The following is a 22,145-nucleotide window of genomic DNA, read 5'->3' on the forward strand; positions in this document are numbered from 1 at the left end:
GCCTATTTGGGTATTAACCCTAAAACTGCATCCTGGACAGTTAGTCCCCATAAAGGTCGTCTAATTCAAAGATGCACTCTGTCCTGATGGGCTACAGCTAGTTGAACCAATCGTCATCAGTTGCAGACGGAATGTCTTTACGCCAATCCTCTAGGTCTTCGCCTTGCTCATCATCGACATCGACATTATCGCGCTGTTTAGCCTGTAGTTCGCGCTGCAATGCAGCATAGTCCGTCTCGGGACTGTAGTACTTTAACTTACGTGCTACTTTTGTCTGTTTCGCCTTTTGACGGCCGCGCCCCATGGCGTGACCCCCTCCACAATAATCGCGGGTACGTTAGCGTACCCTAAAACTTACCTTAAATATCCTGTATAAAAGATACCCCATTGCGGGCATCAAGACCATTTTGATTCCACGGTTGAGGTGTACGGCACACCATGTCGTACACGGAAAATCTTCCGCTTCACCAACCCTAGCTTTAGAATTACTTTAACATACGCCGCACGATTAGCGCACCGAGCAGCACAGCCCCGCCGGCAACCGCCACCACCTTCTTGATTGCCTCCGGTTTGCCACTGCTTGCCGCTTCCACGGTTTCCTGGGCTTTATCGGCGAGGGCGCGTACCTTTTTTTGCGCATCTGCTTTTACTCGCTCCACATTAGCCTTGGGAGAAAGATAATCAGAGAGCTCCTCAACAGTTCCGCTCAGATTCTTACGTGCAGCCTCCAGGTCTGCCTGTATTTGGCTTTCGCTACGCTGTGTCATCTTATTCAAGCCCTTTCTTTACCGCAGCAATACTTTCTTTTATCCCCTCTTGCGGAGCAGGTTTGTCAGATATTCCCTTTTGCAAAGAAGCCTTGCCTACCAGTGCCAATATCAACAGCACAACCAGTAGTATCCCCGCAATAATCAGTTTAGCTGCCCAGAGAGGAACAACTAATGCCAGGGCACTAGCTGCTGCCCCAAATAGGTATCCCAACATATAGAGGGCGAGCACCCCCGCTACTACCAGGAGGGCAATCCCCGTTCCGGAGCGTTTAGCCATATTGGCAGCTTTAACCTTCGCCAGCTCAATCTCGCCCTTTACCAGAGCCTGTATCTGATCGGAGAGCTTTGACAGCAGATTACCCAGATTAGGACGCGTCGAAGCTGCGGAGTCCTCAGTAGATTTGGGGGTGTCAGGCTGTTGATGAGGGACACCTGATTGCCCCGCATGAAAACCGGGAGTTGCAGGAACTCCGGGAACAGCGCGGTGAGCCGGCGCCGCTGAGGGAGCAGAATGATATCCGGGGGTGGCCGGTACCGACCGCTGAGGATTTGGCATAATCAAAATCTCTCCTATCCATTCTTGGGAGCAGTTTTTGCTAATTACTATCCATTCTATGCCTTGCGTGGTGTTTTATGCCCAGCATAAGTTTTTCGCTGCGCGAAACGCGCTAATGACACCGCTTGGAAGGGGCGGAAACAGGCTCAGATAGTGTAGATGGAGCTGAAAATACGGGCAAATAGGCGGACAAGTCCGAACCGACCCCGGTGGCGTTAATCTGACCGTCCACTACGACCTGTTTCCAGGAGATATTCCCGCAAGCTAAAGCCAGCCAAGTGTCAGTATCCATTTCGACTACCGCCGGCGGAGTTCCCCGCCGATGCACGGTTCCCGCCCCGATTTGCACCGCCCCAAAAGGAGGAACCCGCACTTCTACGGCTTGACCAGGGTGCAGCTCTGCCAATACTTGCAGGCTATAACGCACGGCGCACGCTTTAGCGTCCCTGTCTGCTCCGCAAGCAAGCCAAGCCGCTATCGCCCTGCGCCCTAGAGAATCAGAGATTTTGCGTCCCAAAACGTTTACTCCTTTAGTTTTAGAATAGTTTTAGCATTTGCAGCTTTAGCTCATTAGCCCTTAGGTTATACCGCTGGCAGGAGGGAAATAAATATATGCTTGCGCTGGTCATAGGAATCGTTTATCTACTTTTGGCAGCCTATCTGGGAGCGGGACTGATTCTATTTCATCACCGCCGCTTACCTATTGGCAGCCCACTCGGAATCGTTAATGAAGCGACCACTGCCGATGAGGACGCCTGGGGGCGTGCCCACCGCGCAGCCTGGCCCCTACTGGGGGCAACCGCATTTGTGTGCGTCCTCAATGGGTTTACGATTGCTACCTTGAGTGCGCAAGCTGAGCTTTTCGTGCAACTTAGCATGGTTGCAGGAACCGCGATTTTCACCGGCATTGTGTATTGGGCGGCGCGCCGGGTGGCAAGTGTGAGGGCAAAAACCCTTAAAGAGGACGCAAACGTTCCTAAAACAAACCTTTAGCTTTACGGGTTATTAGGTGCGCGCCAGGAATTCAACCTCTACTTCGCAAGGAGCGCCCAGCGGCAGAGAGGCTACCCCAACCGCAGAACGGATATGGGGCTGGTCAAATAGTTTTCCAAAAGTATCGGAGACTCCATTAGCCACACTTGCCTGACCGGTAAAGGTGGGGATAGATGCCACGAAGACGGTCACCTTTAACACCCGCTCTAGTCTATCCACCCCGCCAGCAACCTGGGCGCCAGCAGCCAGGGCATTAAGGGCGCACACCTGCGCGGCGCTATATGCCTGCTGAGGGCTAACTTCTGCCCCTACCAGCCCGGTTGCTACCAGTTCGCCGTCTTTTACCGGTATCTGCCCGGAGGTACGCACCAGTAATCCGCCCTCGGTTTCAAAACCAATCGCCGGAGTGTAGGCAGCTACCGGAGCCGCCACCGCAGGCAATACCAAACCTGCCTCTTCTAAACGCTTTGAAACCGCCGACATTTAATTAATCACGCGGACGTTTAAGATAGGCTACCGGGTTTTCCCAGCCATTAGGACCGGCGATGACGCTAACCAGTTCCCAGCCGTCCTCGCCCCAATTGTCTAGGATTGCTTTTGTGTTATGCGACAGTAGCGGGATTGTCGCGTATTCCCATTTCGTCATGTTCTCAGTTTAACGACAGTTAGCGTATTAACGCACTCTTGCTAAAACGTTGGGAGTAGCCGGTTGGCGCAGCTCTACCGCAAGCTCATCAGCCGAGTTATTTAACCAATCCCACCAATCAGTTACGTCCTCGTAATAGCGCAGCATCGCGCGCCTTTCCCGCTCGGTCAGACCGCCCCACACCCCGTAGTTAGCCTCAGATTGGAGAGCATCAGCCAAACATTCAAGACGTACCGGACAGGAAAAACAGCGGGTACGAACCTGTCTTTGCGCCGCGCCCTGCACAAATAAAGCATCTGGTTCCTGACCAGCACATAAAGCTTGAGCTGCCCAAGTCTCGTCCTGTCTAAAGTCCATTGTTCACTCCTTGAACTATTACGGCTACGTTGCCTTTATATGTGACCGTACCCATATTTTACTAAAAACACAAAACGAAACCGTAAGCTAGCTTTAGTCAGTAACCCAGATAGTGATTGCCCACATTCTGTTTATTTACGTCGCTTAAGATGCCGAAATATAGGGTGGCAAAGTAGGCTAGGACTATGCAAAAAGGCACCAATCGTTATCTGCCACGCCAGCAGCTACGCCGCACTCTAGCAGCGCTGGCAGCTTTGATTGCTCTGTCAGCAGTACTGCTGGCAGGATTGGCTCTGCCAGTCATCGGCGCAGCCGGGCTAACCGCCCGGGTAGGGGTAAGTGCCCTCACCGAAATTCCTAGCGAGTTCAAACCCACACAGCCCTCCCAGCAATCCGTGCTTTACTCTCGTGACGGCAAAGAAATAGCCCGCTTTTATGCAGAAAACCGGATTATCGTCAAACTAAAAAATATGTCCCCCTGGGTACAAAAAGGGACAATCGCGGTTGAAGATCACCGCTTTTACCAGCACCGCGGGGTAGACCTAGAGGGTATTGCCCGCGCCATTGTCAATAACTTAGCGGGGCGCGACACTCAAGGCGCTTCCACCCTCACCCAACAGCTAGTAAAGAACACCCTAATAGACAAGGGTCTACGTTCTGGAGATATGAACGAGGTTCGCAAAGCCCGCGAGCAGAGCATCTCCCGCAAACTGCGAGAAGCCAAAGACGCCCTCGCCATTGAAAAGAAACTAACAAAAGATGAAATTTTAGAGGGGTATCTAAATATAGCCCCCTACGGAATTTCGGTTTACGGGGTGGAATCTGCCAGTCGCTACTACTTCTCTAAAAGCGCGAAAGACCTGACGATTAGTGAGGGGGCGTTGCTTTCTGGCATCACCCAGTCGCCGGCAAAATATGACCCCACTATCCACCCAGATGCCAGTCAGAACCGGCGTGACCAGGTATTGAAAGCGATGCTGCGCGAGCAGATGATTAGCTACGAGCAGTACAACGAAGCCAAGGCGATAAAAGTTACCGATATGTTGAAAGTTTCTCCTGGTAAACAGGGATGTACGACTGCTGGTAAGGCTTCTTATTTTTGCGCTTACGCGGTTAATGAAATCTACAATAATCCTGCTTTCGGCAAGTCCCTTAATGACCGGCGGCGTCTGTTGCTACGTGGGGGTCTGCAAATTTACACCACCATGGATTCCAATATGCAAAATGCGGCAACCGATACCGCTTTTAACCGAATCCCTGAGGCAGACGGTTCGGGGCTTTCAATCAGTATTACCTCCATTGAACCTGGCAGTGGAAAAATTCGAGCGATTGCCCAGAACACCACTTATGGCAATCCCGATAAGGAACACCCCCGTGCCACCCAGAACTCTTTCGGGGTGGATAAGGCTCCCGGTGGAGGCGCGGGCTTCCAGCCCGGAGCTTCCTATAAGCCCGTAACCTTGGCTACCTGGTTTGATAATGGCTACTCAGCCTATTCGGTGGTGGGAGGACGCACCCATTATTCCACCCGGGAATGGAAGGTTTCTGGTAACTGTCCGGTACATGCCAGCTCTTGGGATTTAAAGAACGCCACCGGGGGTAACAACTATGCCACTTCGGTTTTAGAAGGTACCCAAAAATCTTTAAACACCACCTATGCCGGGATGGCTACTAACCTTGACCTTTGCGATATCTACAAAATGGGTGAAAATCTTGGCGCGGTGAGCGGCGATCCTAATCTAAAACAGGATTTTTATCCGCCCTTCATTATTGGGGCGGGTTCGGTCACCCCCCTAAACATGGCGAATGCATTTGGCACAATTGCTTCCGGAGGTACGCTCTGCTCGCCGGTAGCGCTCGAAAAAGTGGTGGATGCCGACGGTAAATCTTTCAAAGTTCCTTCGGGAAACTGTAAACGCACCGTTGAAGAAAGCGTGGCTAATAAAACTGCTCAGGTACTGGTATCTACCGCTAATAGCTATGGGGGACGGGTGAGTATAGGTCGTCAGGTGATGGCGAAAACCGGTACTACTAACGGTCCAAAAGCTGCCTGGACCGTGGGAGCCACCCCGAATCTGGCAACCGCGGTTTGGGTCGGCTATTCCCAGGGAGGTCCGCGCAACCTGACGGGATTGAGGATTAACGGTTCATATTATGGAATTGTTTACGGTAATACCGTTCCTTCCACGGCGTTTAGACAGTATATGTCCACTGCGGTGCAAGGTCTGCCAGCGGCTAGTTTCCCAAGCGCGAATATCGCGGAGGGTAAGACCATTAACCAGGGTGTACCTCGCCCCAAGCCCACTAATCCCGATGATGCCCCTGACTCACCAAGTCCTGCGGTCAATGAAATTTCCGAAACTATCTATTACGAAGAGGACTAAGCTTTGCGGTACTTAGGTGCTTTGGCTCCCTTAGCTTTGGGGGCGACAGCCTATCCTTTTATTGAGGCGCGCCGTCCCCGGCTGCGACGCTATCAACTGGAAAAAGCGCCCGATTTGCCTGCTTTAATTCCACTGAGGAATCCAGACAATACTGACTTGCCCTCCGACTGGCAGCTACGCATACTTCACCTTTCTGACCTGCATTTATGGTCTGGAAGTGAGTGGCTATGTGAATACGTGGCTTCCCTTAGCGAGTTCGACGAGATTGATTTTGTGGCTCTGACGGGGGATAACTTCTCTGATGCCTCTGGGCTAGCGATGTTAAAGAGAGCCCTAAAACCTCTATTTAAGTTTCCGGGAGCCTTTGTTTTTGGTTCTAATGACTATTATTCGGGACGGGCGAAAATACCGTGGCACTATTTTTTCCCGGACAAGAAACCGAAACTACGTACCGTTCCCGACCTGCCCACCGAGGAATTTCGGAGCTTCTTAACTGACGGCGGCTGGATAGACCTAAACAACCAGGTGGCAACCTTAAATACTACTTCCCCTGCCCGGCAAGGACGCAGCGCTATAGCACTCTCACTAGCGCTTTCTGGGGTAAACGATCCTCATATAGGACGGGACGAGACAGTGAAAGTACCTCCTACTTGGGGGCAATCTCAGTTGCGTCTCGCCCTCACCCACGCCCCCTATGCTCGCGTCCTCGACCAATATGCTACTTGGGGAGCTGACCTGGTGCTTGCAGGTCACACTCATGGTGGTCAGGTTTGCCTACCGGGATTTGGCGCGCTAGTAAACAACACTGACCTGCCACTTAGCTATTCTGGGGGACTGCATTTGTGGAAGGCAGGGACAGTAGATAACCCGGCGCCTCGGGTACATAAAGGTAAAATCTACCCGCTGCCCGATTTAGGAAAAATTGCTAAGGACGAGCAGATTGGTGCAACCCGCGAGCTCGAGCAAACTTGGGTACATATTTCCAGAGGGTTAGGCACTTCCAAGTTCACGCCGGTGCGCCTGGCTTGCCCACCTGAGGCTTCCCTAATCACAGTTTCTGGATATTCCAATTAGGGATTCCAACGCTTGCAATAGGTAAAGTGCCTGGTACATCCGGTTAAAATCTGTCAGAAAAGCGCTTTTGAAAGTGCCACATCACCGCAAATAACAGCTATTTCGGCTACCACCTTTGTGGCTAAGTCCTCTTTAGCAGGTAAAGAGGTTTTACGGTAGAATGGTATCCGGAAAATTTGTATTTGGGAGCCTAAAAGTTATGACATTTGAAATCGGTCAGACCGTTGTTTATCCCCATCACGGTGCCGCAGTGATTGAAAATATCACTACCCGTAAGCTCAAAGGTGAAGACACCACCTATCTGATGTTGCGGGTCACCAATGGTGATATGACCATCCAGGTACCGGCAGCAAATGTCGATATGGTTGGGGTTCGTGACGTAGTAGACGAAGATGGTCTAAAAGAAGTGCTTGACGTGCTACAGCAGCCCTATATTGAAGAGCCTACGAACTGGTCACGCCGCTACAAGGCTAACGGCGAGAAAATAGCTACCGGCGATATTCTAAAAGTCTCCGAGGTAGTTCGGGATTTAACATTCCGCGACAACGAAAGAGGGCTGTCTGCAGGTGAAAAGCGGATGCTTGCCAAGGCGCGCGCGATTTTAATTTCCGAACTTGCCCTGGCTAAACATGAGGACGAAGAGGCCGCCTCCGATCGCCTCGATAAAATCATGGAAGAAGCCCAAATAGAATACGACCGCGTCAATAACAAATAAGGGTTAGGGAACTGGCTATGGGACGCAGCATTTACTGCGTCGTGACCGCTGCTGGTTCTGGCACTCGCTTGGGACATAAAGAACCGAAAGCGCTGGTAAACCTAGCAGGAAAACCGATACTGCACCATGCGCTGCGCGGTCTTGAACCTCTAGGTGACTTAGCAGGGGTAGCAATCACTGCCCCCGCAAACTATCTTGAGACCTTCACCCAGATTGCCCGCGAAGCCGCCCTATCCTATCCGTGGACAGTACTGCCCGGAGGTTCCTCCCGACAAAAATCTGTTTACGAAGGTCTTAAAGGATTATTGAGTTTTGAACCGGGCAATGGACAGCTGCCAGCAAACGACCCGACAGCGATTGTGCTAATCCATGACGCAGCCCGTGCCCTCACCCCGATAGCCCAGTTTGAAAGGGTATGTCAGGCAGTGGAATCCGGCTGCCCGGCAGTAGTGCCTGCTACTGAACTAATCGATACTGTACGAGAAGTTAAAGGCGACACCTTCACCCGCCAGGGACTTAAAATAACCCCCGCCGGTTCAACTCCTGACCGTTCCCGTCTGCGCTGCGTACAAACCCCGCAAGGTTTCGCTGGGGATATTATTTTTGCAGCTCACGACCGAGCCCGAGAGGAATCAATTTGCGAGGGCGAAGCTGTTGATGACGCTGTACTCGTAGCTACCCTAGGGCACGAACAGTATTTTGTTCCCGGCTCGATGCGCGCCTTAAAAATCACTTATCCCTTAGACTTGAAGCTAGCCACTTGGCTGGCAGAAAACCCCGACCGCGACTAAGGGCAGGAAGTTATGGCTGAGACCGCCGATAACCAGCAAAATTTGCCGGAACAAAGCAATGACCGCACCAAAGGCAAGATTTTTGCCTGGTCGTTATGGGACTGGGGGTCTGCCGCTTTCAATGCGGTAGCAACCACTTTCGTTTTCACCGTCTACCTAACCACCGAGGATTTATTCGCCCCCGGAAATGAAGCCACCACCGATTTATCAATCGGATTAGCGTTTGCTGGACTGGTAATTGCTCTGGTAGCACCGGTTTCTGGACAGAGAGCCGACCATAAAGGGCGCGGTACCCGGATGCTTGCGCTATTTTCTTGTCTAGTCACGATTTGTATGGCGTTAATGTTCGCGGTCTATCCCACTTCACCTTTAGGAAAAACCGGGGCGCTGTGGCTAGGGGTCGCCATGCTATCTTTTGGCAACATCTTCTTCGAGTTCGCCTCAGTGAACTATAACGCCATGTTGGCACGAGTTTCCACTAAAGAGAATATGGGGAAGGTTTCCGGTATCGGCTGGGGTATGGGATACCTGGGCGGTATTTTTTTGTTGGGAATTCTCTATATCGGTTTCATTTCCCCCGAGGTAGGCTGGTTTGGGGTTACCGGGGAAAACTATATGAATATCCGTATCGCCATGGTATTTGCCACCATCTGGTTCGCGGTGTTTAGCATCCCGGTAATAGTGGCTTTACCAGGCAGGAGGCGCGGAGCCGATGGGAAACTCCACCCGGTCACTATGGCGGGAATTGATTCTCAAGACAAAGAATCCGCCGGTACTCTTGCCGGAATCAAAGCTGCCTATATTGAGCTTTGGCAAACTATTACAAGTCTAGCAAAAACCGCTCCTGAAATCTTACGATTCCTGATTGCTTCCGCTATTTTCCGGGACGGACTGGCAGGGGTATTCACCTATGGGGCAATCCTAGCTTCCACCGTGTTCGGACTAGACCGCGGGCAGGTAATGATTTTTGCGATTGTCGCCAACGTGGTAGCGGGAATCGCAACTATCGGATGCGGAGCCGCTGACGACTATTTCGGCCCTAAAAAAGTCATGATTTTTTCCCTTGGCTGCATGACTATCCTCGGCTTAACTCTGTTCTTTGCCCACAACGGGGGAGCCAAAATTTTCTGGTCATTTGGGCTGTTACTTTGCATATTTGTCGGTCCTGTCCAGTCAGCCTCCCGTTCGTTCCTTGCCCGAATTATTCCCAAAGGGCGCGAGGGCGAACTATTCGGTCTGTACGCCACCACCGGACGGGCGGTTTCTTTCCTATCTCCCGCCCTTTTCGCCCTATTTGTGTGGATTGGGAAACTGATTGTTCCCGCCGGTAGCAGCTCCCAGCATTTCGGAGTATTAGGGATTACTCTGCTACTGGGAGTGGGGTTCGCGCTGCTCGCACCCCTGAAAGCCCCGGAGCGTCCTCAAAAATAGTTACCATCCCTAAACGCATTTATAAAGATTGAAACCCAAGCTAGTGTTCATGTAGCGCAGACGGTAAAGTCTAATCAGAAAAATCCTCTATGGCTAAAGGTAAGGCAAGAAAATGCAGCTAGTCGCTATCTTTCTCGCGATGCTGGCATTTTCTGTGCTACCGGGATTCACCCTGATTCGAGCACTCATTCCGCGACTTTCAAAAAGGCTGACCCTAGCGGTTTCTCCGGCGCTTTCTTTTTTCTTACTTCTAGTATTAGCAGCTCTGCTTTCCCCCTCGAGTACCCTTTGGCTGGGAAAACTGGGCTTTTTCCCAGATTATTGGCGCTGGAAACCTGCCACAGTTTTCCCGCTAATAACCCTACTTAGCGTAATATTTGCTGCCCTCGCTACCTGGCGACGCCGCAATATCGGGTTTAATATCTCCTGGGATTTTCCGTTACTTGGCTCCGGATTAGGGGGTATCGTCGCAGGTATTGCCCCAATGCTGGCAACCGTGAACTTTTATAATCCCGCTCAACGTTGGGATCCCAGTTTCCACTACAACGCCCTCTCGTTGCTGCGCCGCACCCAAGATGCGCATCCTCTTTATGCCCTATCTGGAATGTATGGTGATGGTGCCAAACGTTATTATCCTGATGGTTGGCACGTGTTCACCGTCCTATTTACCGGTTCTAAATCCGTAGTTCCTGCCGCTAATCTCACCTTTGCATTGTTAGTGTGCTGGTGGATTATCGGAATATGTGCACTGGTAAGTCTGATAGGGATTTCTCGGCGCGCCGGGCTGCTGGTAACCGTATTGTCCGGATTCACTTTCTGTTTCCCGGCTGATTCCCTCGCCCGCTACGTGCAATGGCCTAATGGAATCGGACTGGCATTAGTGCCGGGAATTACAGCGTTAATCCTAGTTTTGGGTCGGATGCTCCTAGCTTATCTGCGAAAAGTAGCAGGGTCATCGCTACTTTCTGACCCCGCAGCTACCTATTTAATCCCCCTCGGATTACCCCTTAAGCTATCTTCGCTTTTAACAGTATTTTTTGTTTCCTGTTTTATGGGGATAGGGGCAGTTTGGGTTCACCCCGCGATCTTTTTCAATCTGTTAGCACTGCTTTTCCCACCGCTTACAGCGCTTATTGTTACTCATTTATGGCAAGCTGTGAGGGGAGGAAAACTCTCTAGTCTCGCCGGGTGGCTAGGGGCGTGCCTTGGAACCTTGATAGTTCTCGAGGTGGCTTTCCTTAACCCCTCCAGTTTGGCTACCGCCCTATTTGATAGAAAAGGTGATTTGCTCCTTTCCTTTGTTCGTCCTCTTTTCCCCGCTCCTTTCTTCTACCAGTCTGTGCCATTTATCCTGTTCATGGGATTAATGACTGTGCTATTTATCTTTGGGATTGTAGCGATATTTAATGGGCAGGCACCAAAGTGGTTGCTGGGAAGCTGGGCGGTTTGCGCTTTCTTGGTCATGGTTTCTTCCCTGCCACCCACCGAGCTAAAAGTATTAACCGGTCCTTGGTATTCGGATCCGCGCCGTCTAATGGCTCTACTCCAGTTACCCCTAAACCTGCTGGTTGGCGTGGGTTTAGACTTCTTTATAGTGAGCGGTTCTCGCTTCCTTAAATCCCGGCAGGTATCCCGCAGAGGACGTAAAGTTGGGGTGGTAACCGTCCTTTCACTCTCCCTGATTATCGGTATTTCTGCCTCCGATAGTCGGCTATGGGCACTCCAGTCAGTTTTTAATCCCAACCAGACGGGCACAGATGGGTTCGCAAACAGCGCAGAATTGGCTTTAATTAACCGCTCCGCTTCAACCTTGCCAAAAGATGCGGTAATCCTGGGAGATCCTTCCATCGGAACCGTCTATTTTGACTCTATAGCGGGACGTAAAGTGGTTTTCCCTGCCCTAAGTAAATCGGTTTGGGATTCTAAGCGCAGTCGGCTGTTCTATCATCTGAATGACTTAGGTAAAGACCCGCAGATTTGCCAGGCTCTTAACCATCTAAAGGTTACTCATTTTTATACTCGCCCAGATAGCAAGTTCAGGGGGGTTTCGCGCAGCTTCGAATGGCCAGGTTTTTATGGAGTGGCTATAGACGGGTATTTCACAGAGGTGGATCGAGGAGGGCGCGCTGTTCTTTACCGCTTTAACGGCTGCAATCCCTAGCGTGGCGAAAATAACCGTTATACCTGGTCGATTAGTTTGGAAAGCAGGCATAAGGCTAGATAGACTGACACGGTGCTTTAAGCACTTTGCCGCTATAGCTCAGTTGGTAGAGCAACGCTCTCGTAAAGCGTAGGTCATCGGTTCAAGTCCGATTAGCGGCTCCATATTTAACAAAACCGGTAGTACCGGTTTCACTTTCGTTTCTTCACCCATCAGCAATCCTGCCGCGAAATCCATCTGGATTTAAATATAAACAGCATTTGGACTATATAGGATTGCCGGGGGCTATGTCCGCAAATATGGGTTACGTGTAAGGACCAAGAAATTTATCACCATCGAGATGAATCATGTGTGTTGGGTCAGTAGCAACCCATGCTTCCGTCTCCCAAGCAAGATTGGTTAAGAATCTACGCATGGTAACTAAATCAGGAAAACACGATACATAGACCAAGCCAGCTTCGCACGAGGCGAAGATTTGCGACAGTTCATTTTTACGTGTGTGATCGACTGGTCCGTGAGTTGAAGCAGCCTCCATCAGAAATAGCCAGTTCTTGTCAGGCTGATAAACAATTAGGTCAGGGAACTTTCCGTGTCTATCAAGCTTTACGCCCAGCAAGTTTAGACGGTCTTCTTCAAAGACTTTAAATTTCGATTCAGCATCCCCCACGTATAGTACTTCGCCTTGCGGTACAAAGAATCCGCAAAAATCCTCAATCATCGCTTTTATTAAGGAGTTTTGACCTCCACCATTGAGACTAATTTGGATTCCGTTAGGAAGTTTCACAGGAATTCGTGCTATCTTTCTAGCTTGCGCATACCGCTTTGCAAGCCCTGGAGCATCTGCGAGATACTCAGCAACGGCAGAAGCAAAATCGGAAGTACCAAATTGCCGAATAACGGTTATTACTTCAGGATTGAGTCGATAGTTATTCAGGGACGAATTTGTTGGTCGCGAGGGATTGTCGTCGTTATATAGACAAAAACCTGCCTCAATGAATTGGTGGAGGACGAATCTACGCACAGTTTCACGAGAATTCTCGGCTATTTGATAGTCAAGTCTTTCCCGCATCCAATCCATAATGCCGCGCACACCCATTCGCTCTGTAGTAGCTTCCGACCAGGTAATGTTGGCATCTACTCCCGCCAACGCCATTAATGTGCGTCCTGCCATAGCATTAGTGCGCTTGTCGTCAAACTTTAACGCTCTAAGAATCATACGAGCTTCTTCTAAAGTGCTCATGCTGCCTCAATATTTCCATTTACTAATTCTTGGAAAGCCGTTTCAGGATTAGAGTTCTGCCTAGCAACTGCAATCAGCGCGTGGCTACTAGGAAACTTTAGATGTCGAAGATCCGTAGCATTAACCTGAGTATGCCCACTGAATACCCGAAAATAGGCATCAACTTGGGGCGAATTAAGCCAAAGGGCTATTCCGCGCGCCAGCATTGGGTTAAGCCCCTGGTTAGATTGGTGAATATAATTCAACTTATTGTCAAAGGCTGATGGTTCTGAGCTAGCCCAGACAGTTGAGACGAGTCGCCTGGCTTCCTCCTTAGCAGAAAACCTTTTCACCAGCACATAGTTTCCAGCAGGACAAAATAATTTACTAGCTTTGTCATCCATGCAGCGAATCCATTGTGGCTTGGATAGTGTAGTGCGCGGATGGACAACCTGATTGTTAATAATGTTCGCTGAATAGATTAATCTTTTAGAAAAAATATCGGGTGCATCAACCAAAATATCTCGGGAACGAAAATCTACTACCTTGCCAGTTGAGACACTCAGCCCCAAATCGTCCAATGTGTGCCGAAACTGTCCCATACAGGCAACTGCATCAATGTCATTTTGAGTTGCAGGAACGAAAATAAAGCCCGAGTGAATAACCTCATCAACAGTTGCAAGGCGTTCCGTAAATCTTGAGGAAGGATCGTGAGAAAAACGAAGAAGGATGTCACTCTGTTTTTTACCTAGGGTCAAACAGACAATAACTGACTCTTGTAAGACATTCATATCTCCAAATACCAAGGAACGAGAACCAAAAATATGAATAGCGTTAAAAGAGGCTCTACCTACCAAATCTTTACGAAAACGCGAGTAATAAGTACCGTTCATCCAAGAGCGTGGCGCAATTACAACCAGCTGTCCATCGACTGATAGTTGCCGAACCCCTAACGCCATAAAAGCTGCATACAAATTAGGAACCTGAATTCCATGGTTACGCAGTTTTCTATCATGAACGCTACCTGCGCGAAGTTTACGATAGGGCGGATTCTCGATGATAATATCAAAACGCTCTTGCGACTCCAGTGCCCAAGTAATGTAATCTTCTGATACGAGTCGGACAGTTACGCCCAGGCTACTACAGTCATTCAGGGCATCTTTCAACGCTCCTAACAGTTTTTCATCATTCTCAACAGCTGTTAATTCAATTTTTAGACTTGGTCGATGCTGGTAAAGATAGCTGACCATAGCCACACTCAACATACCGGTGCCAGCACCTGGATCAAGAACCTTGATTGTACCTGAGTGTGGAATTCTAGGCATTCTTGCCATAATTTCGGCCACAGCGAGGGGAGTAAAGAATTGCCCCCGCGAAGCCTGTTCAACAGAATCTAGGCAGGCAAGGGTATTTTTACGCCGTATCCCTGCTCGTTCCATCATGCCCATATCACAATCCTATATAAATACGTTTCACTAATTCACTACCTCCTTACCTACCTAGTAGCATAGAGCGCGAAAGTGAGAGGAAACCTATGGCAGATATTGAAAGCATTTCAGAAAACCTGGAACTAAAAATCGGGGGAATGAGTTGCGCAGCGTGTGCTGCACATATTGAAAAAGACCTCAATAAAATGCCGGGAGTAAGCGCCAGCGTAAATTACGCCACCGAAAAAGCCACCATTACAAAATCTGGAAATTTCGGCGTTAAAGACTTCATTAAAACAGTCGAAAACGCTGGTTACCAGGTTATAAAGCGCGCAGATACCGAAAGTGAAAATACAGAGAATAACCCGGACAGCAACGGTATTGAGGGCGAACTGTCAGCTTTGCGCAAGCGCCTACTTATCTGCGCTATACTCGCTGCTCCCGTAATTCTATTAGCTATGATTCCCCCACTACAGTTCAATTATTGGCAGTGGGTATCTCTGGCTCTCGCCACTCCGGTAACCCTATGGGGAGCCTACCCATTCCACCGCGCCGCATTCTTGAATATCAAACGGGGTGTCACCACCATGGATACCCTGATTTCGCTAGGAACCTTAGCTGCTTTCATCTGGTCACTTTTCGCCCTTTTTCTAGGGGACGCCGGCATGAGAGGAATGACCCACGATTTCCAACTGATTGCCCACCCGAAGGAGGCAGGTAGCCACATTTACCTAGAAGTATGTTCCGGGGTAACCGTGTTTATCCTGGCTGGAAGATATTTTGAAAAACGGGCTAAAGTTCGCTCCGGCAACGCGCTGCGCGCCCTCGCCAAAATGGGGGTAAAGGAGGTAACCGCAGTGCGCGAAGGTAGGCAGGTTAAAATCCCGATTAACGAGCTTAAGAAGGGCGAAGAGTTTATTACCTTGCCTGGGGAAAAGATTGCCACTGACGGGGTAGTAGTATCTGGAATCAGCGCCGTAGATAACTCCCTACTCACCGGGGAATCGATGCCTGTAGAAGTGAGGGTTGGCGATCAAGTTACCGGCGCTACTATCAACACGTATGGACATCTCGTAGTTCGCGCCACCGAAGTAGGTGCTAATACTCAGCTCGCCCAGATTACCCGTCTAGTTGAGCAGGCGCAGTCAGGAAAAGCTCCGATTCAGCGTCTTGCCGATCGCATATCTGCGATTTTCGTTCCGGCAGTAATCACTATCTCACTATTGACTTTTGTTGTTTGGCTACTAATTGCCACCCCTGTTACCGCCTTTACCTGCGCAGTCGCAGTGTTAATCATTGCGTGTCCCTGCGCCCTCGGCTTGGCTACCCCCACCGCATTACTGGTAGGTACCGGCAGAGGAGCAGAACTGGGAATCTTAATCAAGGGAGCCGAAATACTGGAATCAACCCGGAAAGTAGATACGGTTATCCTTGATAAAACTGGCACTGTTACCGGCGGAAATATGGAAATGGTGAGCATTTTTCCCGAGGAAGAGGTCTCAGTTTTACACCAGGTCGCAATCCTTGAATCTGGTAGCGAACACCCCATCTCCCAGGCAATTATTCGGGCGGCTTCACAAAAAGGAATCACCCTTAATAGCGCTCAGATACCCGCCGATTTTCGTAACTATCCAGGAGGCGGTCTCAGCGGAACTGTCGAGGGTAAAGCGGTATTGGCGGGTAATCGCAGTTTTATCGAGGAACGCGGGGTTGGTATTGCGCCACAGATGTTGGCGGTGCTTAACGAGTGTTCCCGACGCTGTGAAACCGCCATCTTGGTGGCGGTAGATAAGCAGGTAAAGGCAGTTTTTGGGTTTGCTGATCGGTTAAAAGAAAACAGTGCCCAGGCCATAGAGATACTTAAAGACCTGGGGTTAAAACCGGTGCTTTTAACCGGTGACGGGCAGGAGATAGCTCACCAGGTCGGCAAGAAACTGGGAATTACAGAAGTTATCGCGCAAGTGAAACCAAAAGATAAAGTTGAGGCGGTATTCGCTAAGCAAAGACAGGGCGCTTTGGTAGCCATGATTGGAGACGGAGTTAATGATGCTGCCGCCATTGCACAGGCAGATTTAGGAATCGCCATGGGTAGCGGAACTGACGTGGCTATTCAAGCAGCAGATATTACTTTAATGCGATCAGATTTGTTGGCGGCCATTGACGCTATCAGGCTTTCTAGACGCACCCTAAAAACCATTAAGAGTAACCTATTTTGGGCATTTGCCTATAACGTGGCTGCGATTCCTCTGGCAGCTGTAGGATTGTTAAACCCGATGCTCGCCGGAGCGACGATGGCTTGTTCCTCTCTGTTTGTAGTGGGAAACAGTCTGCGGCTGCGCTCTTTTCAGCCGGTTAATGCTGGATAGCTATTGGACGGGTCGAGTACCGTCTTGCCAAACCCACTGCGGACCATCATTGTGGTAGGCGGGGCGGTCTAGAATTCCGGACTCGAACTCTATCATTAAATCTGGTCCGTTTGCCCAAGCTTGACCTTCAACTATTAGGCTCCAACCGTGGGGGTAGGGGCTTTGCCAAATCAAAGTAACGTTAGGGTTAGCTGCCCCATTTCGTAATGCCGAATCTTTTGCGTTCTTTATTACCAGGCGACCGTCCTCTATCAGCGGATCCACAGTATGAACGTCTACATGCGCACCATAGGGCAAAGTAATTAAAGAAGCCGAGTTAAAACAGGAGATAGCCTCCGGTAATCTAGGTAGTGACACCGGGATAGTCATTATTTCTTCCTCTCTAAAATGCTGGCACGACCTTACAAGATATCTTTATTGAATGATTAGCTTCACCAACGTTACCTTTTGAACCTAGCTAAAACGAATCACCTTGCATCTTGTCGATACTTGCAGCTTACCGGAAAAACTTGCCAGAAAATAGAAAACGCTACCCTGGGTTATTTAAAGTGGGATACTGCCTTTTCTCCGGCAGGTTTTAGGCATCATTTATCCGCCAATAATCCTGGTAACGGTCAAAATGGTCAAATGCATCTTGAATAATCGCGCTGCGAGAATACCCCATAACATCGTAGTCCTGATCGTTGTCAGGTAGATGCACCTCTAAACGGGTTGAACGCGAAGTATCCAAAGATGAACCCGCATAAATAGTACCCGGAGTATCAACCGCCAATATTCGGTAAACAAACTGGTCAGGGCCGCTAAATGCCGTCAGTTTTACCCGGTCATAAATTCGGGTCTGGGTGTCTACCTGTTCAAGAGGGTCATCATCTTTACGAATAACCTTTGCGGGAATCCCCTGCTTATTTAGCTCGGTAGCAAAGTCCCGCAGTGCCGGTTCAGCTACCCTATCCAAATATGCTTGTGCTTCAAGCGGAGTGACCTGTCCAAAAGTTCTGTTGAGCCGGTCACGCCAATTGGTTTCCAACCTGCCAGCTATAGAGCCAGTTCCGGCTAAAATATTGCGGGCAGAATGTGCTCGCAACTGCCGAGCACGCCTATCCTGTTTGAGGGCTTTCGCCAACCCAATCATCACCAGAATCATGACGACAGAGAAGGGTAGTCCCATGATGATGGTGGCATTTTGTAAAGCCGGAATCCCCCCAACTAATAGCATTCCAATAGTTAATAGACCAGTAACCCCTGCCCAGAACACTCTCAACCATCCCGGAGCATCACAGCGCACCGTCGGCAAGAATGAGGACAGGTTGGCCATCACTAAGGCTCCTGAATCTGCGGACGTCACATAGAATAACAAGCCCACAAAGGTCGCTAGCCCCATAATGAATACCGCTGCCGGGCATTGCTCTAGTAACAGATAAAATCCCATTTCAGGAGTTTTTAACGTAACTTCTCCGAGAGTGGTATTTCCCTGTCTAATCATGTCGATTGCTGCGTTACCGAAAATAGCTACCCACATGAGGACGTAGGAAAAGGGAATCAGCATGGTTCCTACTACGAATTCCCGCAGGGTGCGTCCTCTGGAAATGCGCGCTAAAAACATTCCCACAAAGGATGCCCAGGCGACCCACCATGCCCAAAAGAACAGTGTCCAAGCTGCCATCCAAGCATTAACGTCAGAATAGGCGAAAGTTTCCAGGGAACGACGGGGGAAACTCCAGATGAAATCCCCGATATTCATAACGATAGCGTTGAGGAGAAAATCGGTTCTACCAGTGAAAAAAACCCATCCAGCCAGGAACATTGCGAGTATGACATTTAGTTGGCTGAGGAAACGAATACCCTTATGGATTCCGGTAGTTGCCGAGATGGTTGCCATCACGACTGCTAAAACCACTAACCCTATTTGCGCGCCAATACCCTGTTTGATGCCGAAAAGGATTTCCAATCCCACATTTAACTGCACCACCCCTATTCCCAGCGTGGTCGCTACCCCAAAAATTGTGCCTAGTATTGCAGCAGCATCAACAATATGCCCCAAGGGACCGTTCAGTTTATCTCCAAAGATTGTATAGAGGGCGGAGCGTACCGATAAGGGTTTTTTACGGCGATAGGCAAAATATCCTAAAGCCATCCCCATAAGGGCATACATCCCCCATCCGGTGATTCCATAATGGAAAAGCGTCCAAACAGTAGCCTCGCGGGCAGCCTCAATGGTTTGCCCCTCACCTACGGGAGGCTGCATATATTGGCTAACCGGACCGGCAACGGAAAAAAACAGGATATCGGTGCCAATACCGGCAGCAAATAGCATTGATGCCCAAGAGAAAGTAGAGAACTCTGGACGTGAATTAGGAGGTCCTAGTCGGGTTTCTCCATAGCGAGAAAACCCGAGGAAAAACACGAAAATCAAGATTATGGCTGCCAGACCAATATAGAACCAGCCGAACCATTTTGAGATGGCTCCGACCGCCACCCCCAATACGTTCGCGGCGCTATTAGGTGAGATTAGAGCCCAGAGCGCAATTAATAGAACCCCAGCTGAAGATCCTAGGAATACCGGAAAATTTACTTTTGCTTTTTTCTTTCCCTTTTCCGCTAGCGCCGCTTCCTGTTCAGTTGGGATTTCACCTGCAGATTGGCTCATTAGAAACCGTCCATCCCCCTATTGTCTCTTTGTCTTAAGCCGTCACCTATAGGTTAATCGTTTTAACCTTCCTCTAGGTTAAAGTACCAATTTCATGAGCTTTCTACCTCGCGTTATCAATATGGGAAAGCTATCAAACTGGATTTTATTATGGGGTAAAGAAGTTTTGAGGGCGTGGAACATAAAGATTGGCTAGGTTTCGCTCACTGCGTTAAGTAGTTGCGCCCATCCCGTTTTGGCTGCGAAGATGTATTCAAATAAATGCTGCGCAAAGGCTTAGGGAGGCTTCATGTCGGTACGTGACATTATTATTATCGGTTCTGGACCGGCCGGCTATACGGCTGCCATTTACACTGCCCGTGCCGGATTAAAACCACTCCTCATAGCGGGAGAAGTAACCGCCGGTGGCGCCCTAATGAACACTACCGAGGTGGAAAATTTCCCCGGTTTCCCGCAAGGGATTCAAGGTCCTGATTTGATGGCCAATATGCTTTCCCAGGTAGAACGGTTTGGCTGCGAGATTATTTACGAGGACGCCCTAGAAGTTTCCCTTGAAGGAGCACAGAAAACAGTAGTCACTTCCGAGGGGCAGTATTCGGCACGCCGCGTTATTTTGGCTATGGGCTCTGAATACCGCAAACTTAACGTTCCGGGCGAAGCTGAACTGTCAGGACGCGGGGTATCTTACTGCGCAACCTGTGACGGTTTCTTTTTCAAAGATCAACATTTAGCAGTAGTTGGGGGTGGGGATTCCGCAATGGAAGAAGCCCTATTCCTCACTAATTTCGCGAAAAAAGTTACGGTAATTCATCGCCGCGACCAACTACGCGCCTCGAAAATTATGTCCGAACGTGCCCAAGCTAATCCCAAGATTGAATTCGCATGGAACAGCGAGGTTGAGAAGATTAACGGGGATAGCAAAGTTGAATCTATTACCTTAAAATCTACTGTGGACGGCGCAACCAGTAACCTGGACGCTACCGCAGTATTTGTTGCTATCGGTCACAATCCCCGCTCACAAATTCTTAAAGGACAGGTAAAGCTCGATTCGGCAGGATACGTTATAGTTGCTGAGCCGGGAACTGCCACTAACCTGAAAGGGGTATTTGCCTGTGGTGACCTCGTAGACCACACTTACCGCCAAGCGATTACCGCTGCCGGTTCAGGGTGTAGAGCCGCCCTTGATGCCGAGCGTTCCCTCGCCGACTAAACGCAGATTCTTAACCATTAAGAGAGGACAAAAAATGACTAAACCACTAGATGTAACCGAAGATACCTTTGAACAGGAAGTATTAAAATCTGAGGTTCCGGTTTTGGCTGACTTTTGGGCACCTTGGTGTGGTCCTTGCCGCCAAATGGGACCGGTAGTTGATGAGATTGCCGCTGAGGTAGCCGATAAAGCGAAGGTTGTTAAGGTAAATATTGATGACAACCCGGAACTGGCAGCAAAATATGGCATTAACTCTATCCCCATGTTTATGATTTTCAACCAGGGCGAGATAGCTCGAGGTATTTTGGGAGCCAACCCGAAGCGAGAACTGCTTGGACCTTTACAGCAAGAAATAGATAAATAACCCCCAGTTTGTCTAGCTAAAACTTCAGGACAGGTTTTAAGCTTTTAGCCACCGCCCTCTCCTAGCCACATTACTTAAGAAGCTAAGAGAGGGCGGAGCTGTCTTTCTATATACTTAACTGGTGCGAATCATAAAGCGATTATTAATTGTAATAGGCGTACTGGCACTGTTATTAGGTGCACTCGACCGGGTTTCTTGCTGGTGGGCTCAAAGTGAGGGCGCTCAGGTCTTAGAAAAGCGGGGCGCCGAGAACTCTGATGTTAAAATCGCTGACCTCCCCTTCTTGACCTCGGTCATTGGCGGAAACATTGGGGAAGTAAACCTTGAGATTCCGCGTTGGGATTTTCCCACCGAATCTGGGGCAATGCCTTTAACAGATATTCACGCCCAGATTAACAATCTGCAGCTGAGTACCGGGCGGTTAAATATCGAGAAAATAGGACATATCAAGGCGCAGGCAAATCTAACCCAAGCTGCATTAGAAAAAATAGTGGCAGCTAAGGCTCCGGGGGTAAAGACCAGTTTGCAGGACGGAAAGATTGTTTTTTCAGCTAAAAAATGGGGTCAAGAGATTCTTGCAGACGGACAGGTTGAGCTTAGTGACCCAAAGGATGGGAGTCCGCTTTCCTTAATCATTAAAGCTACGACCCTTAAAACTCAATTACCACGCCAGTTACAAGCTCGTCTTAAAATGCCACAGTCGCTGCCCACAATTAGAATCCCTATTCGCCATTTACCTACTCAGATGCAATTTAATAAGGTTGAAATACGTGACAATAAATTGGTCTTTAACCTGGTAGGCAAGGATATTTTGCTACCTAAGAAATCGCATTCCTAACCGGGGATTCTTCGAGCGCAGCGTGATGGTTGCCGGTTTTCACCTAGGTTAATGCTCGGGTTAATACCCTCAAGGTATTAACCCGAGCATTAACGCTATCCACACCACCGTCAGCTAAAGGCGGCATGAAAATGGGGGCGGGGTCGAAAACGATTATCGACCCCGCCCCCAAAGTTATTGCTATTAAAGCTGCCGG

22 protein-coding genes and 1 tRNA gene are annotated in these 22,145 nt (G+C 49.5%); 12 read left to right on the forward strand and 11 right to left on the reverse strand.

The genetic code is table 11. The annotated features are described in order from the left end of the window. Positions 1-97: 97 nt before the first annotated feature. From QZT94_RS00710 to QZT94_RS00725, 4 genes are all read right to left on the reverse strand, one after another. Positions 98-304: a DUF3073 domain-containing protein gene (locus tag QZT94_RS00710; protein WP_072510492.1), complete on the reverse strand. Its 207-nt coding sequence runs from the start codon at positions 302-304 to the stop codon at positions 98-100. 181 nt (positions 305-485) lie between these two features. Continuing rightward, entirely contained in the window at positions 486-767 is a 282-nt protein-coding gene (locus tag QZT94_RS00715; protein ID WP_072510491.1) for a DUF3618 domain-containing protein, read from the reverse strand. A 1-nt stretch (position 768) separates the two neighbouring features. Then, positions 769-1,326, reverse strand: coding sequence for a phage holin family protein (locus QZT94_RS00720; RefSeq protein ID WP_296761236.1), 558 nt, complete (start codon positions 1,324-1,326; stop codon positions 769-771). Positions 1,327-1,438: 112 nt separating this feature from the next. After that, a complete protein-coding gene (locus tag QZT94_RS00725) occupies positions 1,439-1,843 on the reverse strand; it encodes a sterol carrier family protein (RefSeq protein ID WP_296761234.1) in 405 nt (134 codons plus the stop codon). 95 nt (positions 1,844-1,938) lie between these two features. Between QZT94_RS00725 and QZT94_RS00730 the strand changes: the two genes are divergently transcribed. Further along, on the forward strand, positions 1,939-2,319 hold the full coding sequence (locus QZT94_RS00730; RefSeq protein ID WP_072510489.1) for a hypothetical protein: 381 nt from the start codon (positions 1,939-1,941) through the stop codon (positions 2,317-2,319). 12 nt (positions 2,320-2,331) lie between these two features. On the opposite strand, the gene QZT94_RS00735 is transcribed toward QZT94_RS00730, so the two are convergent. The 3 genes from QZT94_RS00735 to QZT94_RS00745 are packed head-to-tail and all read right to left on the reverse strand — an operon-like array spanning position 2,332 to position 3,322. Beyond that, a complete protein-coding gene (locus QZT94_RS00735; protein WP_072510488.1) occupies positions 2,332-2,802 on the reverse strand; it encodes a RidA family protein in 471 nt (156 codons plus the stop codon). 4 nt (positions 2,803-2,806) lie between these two features. After that, positions 2,807-2,965, reverse strand: coding sequence for a hypothetical protein (locus tag QZT94_RS00740; RefSeq protein WP_296761232.1), 159 nt, complete (start codon positions 2,963-2,965; stop codon positions 2,807-2,809). Positions 2,966-2,992: 27 nt separating this feature from the next. Continuing rightward, positions 2,993-3,322: a WhiB family transcriptional regulator gene (locus QZT94_RS00745; RefSeq protein WP_072510487.1), complete on the reverse strand. Its 330-nt coding sequence runs from the start codon at positions 3,320-3,322 to the stop codon at positions 2,993-2,995. Between the two features lie 185 nt (positions 3,323-3,507). Between QZT94_RS00745 and QZT94_RS00750 the strand changes: the two genes are divergently transcribed. The 7 genes from QZT94_RS00750 to QZT94_RS00780 all read left to right on the forward strand — a co-directional run bounded on the left by QZT94_RS00750 (position 3,508) and on the right by QZT94_RS00780 (position 12,042). Next, positions 3,508-5,706 (forward strand): transglycosylase domain-containing protein, encoded by a 2,199-nt coding sequence (locus tag QZT94_RS00750; protein WP_296773086.1) that lies wholly within the window; start codon positions 3,508-3,510, stop codon positions 5,704-5,706. 3 nt (positions 5,707-5,709) lie between these two features. Continuing rightward, positions 5,710-6,780, forward strand: coding sequence for a metallophosphoesterase (locus tag QZT94_RS00755; protein WP_296761229.1), 1,071 nt, complete (start codon positions 5,710-5,712; stop codon positions 6,778-6,780). Positions 6,781-6,979: 199 nt separating this feature from the next. Then, a complete protein-coding gene (locus QZT94_RS00760) occupies positions 6,980-7,495 on the forward strand; it encodes a CarD family transcriptional regulator (protein WP_072510809.1) in 516 nt (171 codons plus the stop codon). A 17-nt stretch (positions 7,496-7,512) separates the two neighbouring features. Then, positions 7,513-8,286: an IspD/TarI family cytidylyltransferase gene (locus tag QZT94_RS00765; protein WP_296761227.1), complete on the forward strand. Its 774-nt coding sequence runs from the start codon at positions 7,513-7,515 to the stop codon at positions 8,284-8,286. Positions 8,287-8,298: 12 nt separating this feature from the next. Next, positions 8,299-9,717 (forward strand): MFS transporter, encoded by a 1,419-nt coding sequence (locus QZT94_RS00770; RefSeq protein ID WP_270626034.1) that lies wholly within the window; start codon positions 8,299-8,301, stop codon positions 9,715-9,717. A 112-nt stretch (positions 9,718-9,829) separates the two neighbouring features. Further along, positions 9,830-11,878 (forward strand): DUF6541 family protein, encoded by a 2,049-nt coding sequence (locus QZT94_RS00775; RefSeq protein WP_296761225.1) that lies wholly within the window; start codon positions 9,830-9,832, stop codon positions 11,876-11,878. A gap of 88 nt (positions 11,879-11,966) precedes the next feature. Continuing rightward, positions 11,967-12,042: transfer RNA gene (locus QZT94_RS00780), tRNA-Thr, on the forward strand. Between the two features lie 140 nt (positions 12,043-12,182). Here QZT94_RS00780 and QZT94_RS00785 read toward each other — a convergent pair. Continuing rightward, entirely contained in the window at positions 12,183-13,118 is a 936-nt protein-coding gene (locus QZT94_RS00785; RefSeq protein ID WP_296761223.1) for a BsuBI/PstI family type II restriction endonuclease, read from the reverse strand. Next, entirely contained in the window at positions 13,115-14,545 is a 1,431-nt protein-coding gene (locus tag QZT94_RS00790) for an N-6 DNA methylase (RefSeq protein ID WP_296761221.1), read from the reverse strand. Before QZT94_RS00790 ends, QZT94_RS00785 begins: the two co-directional genes overlap by 4 nt. 86 nt (positions 14,546-14,631) lie before the next feature. Between QZT94_RS00790 and QZT94_RS00795 the strand changes: the two genes are divergently transcribed. Continuing rightward, entirely contained in the window at positions 14,632-16,890 is a 2,259-nt protein-coding gene (locus QZT94_RS00795; RefSeq protein ID WP_296761219.1) for a heavy metal translocating P-type ATPase, read from the forward strand. Here the strand turns inward: QZT94_RS00795 and QZT94_RS00800 are convergent, their stop codons facing one another. Both QZT94_RS00800 and betT read right to left on the reverse strand, forming a co-directional pair. After that, entirely contained in the window at positions 16,891-17,259 is a 369-nt protein-coding gene (locus QZT94_RS00800; protein WP_072510481.1) for a hypothetical protein, read from the reverse strand. A gap of 208 nt (positions 17,260-17,467) precedes the next feature. Continuing rightward, entirely contained in the window at positions 17,468-19,537 is a 2,070-nt protein-coding gene (gene betT, locus QZT94_RS00805; protein WP_296761217.1) for a choline BCCT transporter BetT, read from the reverse strand. 289 nt (positions 19,538-19,826) lie between these two features. Here betT and trxB point away from each other — a divergent pair, with 289 nt between their 5' ends. The 3 genes from trxB to QZT94_RS00820 all read left to right on the forward strand — a co-directional run bounded on the left by trxB (position 19,827) and on the right by QZT94_RS00820 (position 21,949). Next, a complete protein-coding gene (trxB, locus tag QZT94_RS00810) occupies positions 19,827-20,747 on the forward strand; it encodes a thioredoxin-disulfide reductase (RefSeq protein ID WP_072510480.1) in 921 nt (306 codons plus the stop codon). Positions 20,748-20,781: 34 nt separating this feature from the next. Continuing rightward, on the forward strand, positions 20,782-21,111 hold the full coding sequence (gene trxA / locus QZT94_RS00815) for a thioredoxin (protein WP_072510479.1): 330 nt from the start codon (positions 20,782-20,784) through the stop codon (positions 21,109-21,111). A 121-nt stretch (positions 21,112-21,232) separates the two neighbouring features. After that, positions 21,233-21,949, forward strand: coding sequence for a DUF2993 domain-containing protein (locus QZT94_RS00820; RefSeq protein WP_072510478.1), 717 nt, complete (start codon positions 21,233-21,235; stop codon positions 21,947-21,949). Positions 21,950-22,145: the final 196 nt, after the last annotated feature.

It is taken from the genome of Varibaculum sp. (genome assembly GCF_008661855.1).
Lineage (GTDB): Bacteria > Actinomycetota > Actinomycetes > Actinomycetales > Actinomycetaceae > Varibaculum > Varibaculum timonense_A.

Bases quoted from the DNA above. Each gene is read 5' to 3' on its own strand.
- betT (WP_296761217.1), bottom strand. From the start codon at position 19,537: ATGAGCCAATCTGCAGGTGAAATCCCAACTGAACAGGAAGCGGCGCTA.
- QZT94_RS00720 (WP_296761236.1), bottom strand. From the start codon at position 1,326: ATGCCAAATCCTCAGCGGTCGGTACCGGCCACCCCCGGATATCATTCT.
- QZT94_RS00710 (WP_072510492.1), bottom strand. From the start codon at position 304: ATGGGGCGCGGCCGTCAAAAGGCGAAACAGACAAAAGTAGCACGTAAG.
- QZT94_RS00735 (WP_072510488.1), bottom strand. From the start codon at position 2,802: ATGTCGGCGGTTTCAAAGCGTTTAGAAGAGGCAGGTTTGGTATTGCCT.
- QZT94_RS00745 (WP_072510487.1), bottom strand. From the start codon at position 3,322: ATGGACTTTAGACAGGACGAGACTTGGGCAGCTCAAGCTTTATGTGCT.
- QZT94_RS00715 (WP_072510491.1), bottom strand. From the start codon at position 767: ATGACACAGCGTAGCGAAAGCCAAATACAGGCAGACCTGGAGGCTGCA.
- QZT94_RS00770 (WP_270626034.1), top strand. From the start codon at position 8,299: ATGGCTGAGACCGCCGATAACCAGCAAAATTTGCCGGAACAAAGCAAT.
- QZT94_RS00785 (WP_296761223.1), bottom strand. From the start codon at position 13,118: ATGAGCACTTTAGAAGAAGCTCGTATGATTCTTAGAGCGTTAAAGTTT.
- QZT94_RS00790 (WP_296761221.1), bottom strand. From the start codon at position 14,545: ATGGGCATGATGGAACGAGCAGGGATACGGCGTAAAAATACCCTTGCC.
- QZT94_RS00750 (WP_296773086.1), top strand. From the start codon at position 3,508: ATGCAAAAAGGCACCAATCGTTATCTGCCACGCCAGCAGCTACGCCGC.
- QZT94_RS00800 (WP_072510481.1), bottom strand. From the start codon at position 17,259: ATGACTATCCCGGTGTCACTACCTAGATTACCGGAGGCTATCTCCTGT.
- QZT94_RS00760 (WP_072510809.1), top strand. From the start codon at position 6,980: ATGACATTTGAAATCGGTCAGACCGTTGTTTATCCCCATCACGGTGCC.
- QZT94_RS00730 (WP_072510489.1), top strand. From the start codon at position 1,939: ATGCTTGCGCTGGTCATAGGAATCGTTTATCTACTTTTGGCAGCCTAT.
- QZT94_RS00795 (WP_296761219.1), top strand. From the start codon at position 14,632: ATGGCAGATATTGAAAGCATTTCAGAAAACCTGGAACTAAAAATCGGG.
- trxA (WP_072510479.1), top strand. From the start codon at position 20,782: ATGACTAAACCACTAGATGTAACCGAAGATACCTTTGAACAGGAAGTA.
- trxB (WP_072510480.1), top strand. From the start codon at position 19,827: ATGTCGGTACGTGACATTATTATTATCGGTTCTGGACCGGCCGGCTAT.
- QZT94_RS00775 (WP_296761225.1), top strand. From the start codon at position 9,830: ATGCAGCTAGTCGCTATCTTTCTCGCGATGCTGGCATTTTCTGTGCTA.
- QZT94_RS00765 (WP_296761227.1), top strand. From the start codon at position 7,513: ATGGGACGCAGCATTTACTGCGTCGTGACCGCTGCTGGTTCTGGCACT.
- QZT94_RS00740 (WP_296761232.1), bottom strand. From the start codon at position 2,965: ATGACGAAATGGGAATACGCGACAATCCCGCTACTGTCGCATAACACA.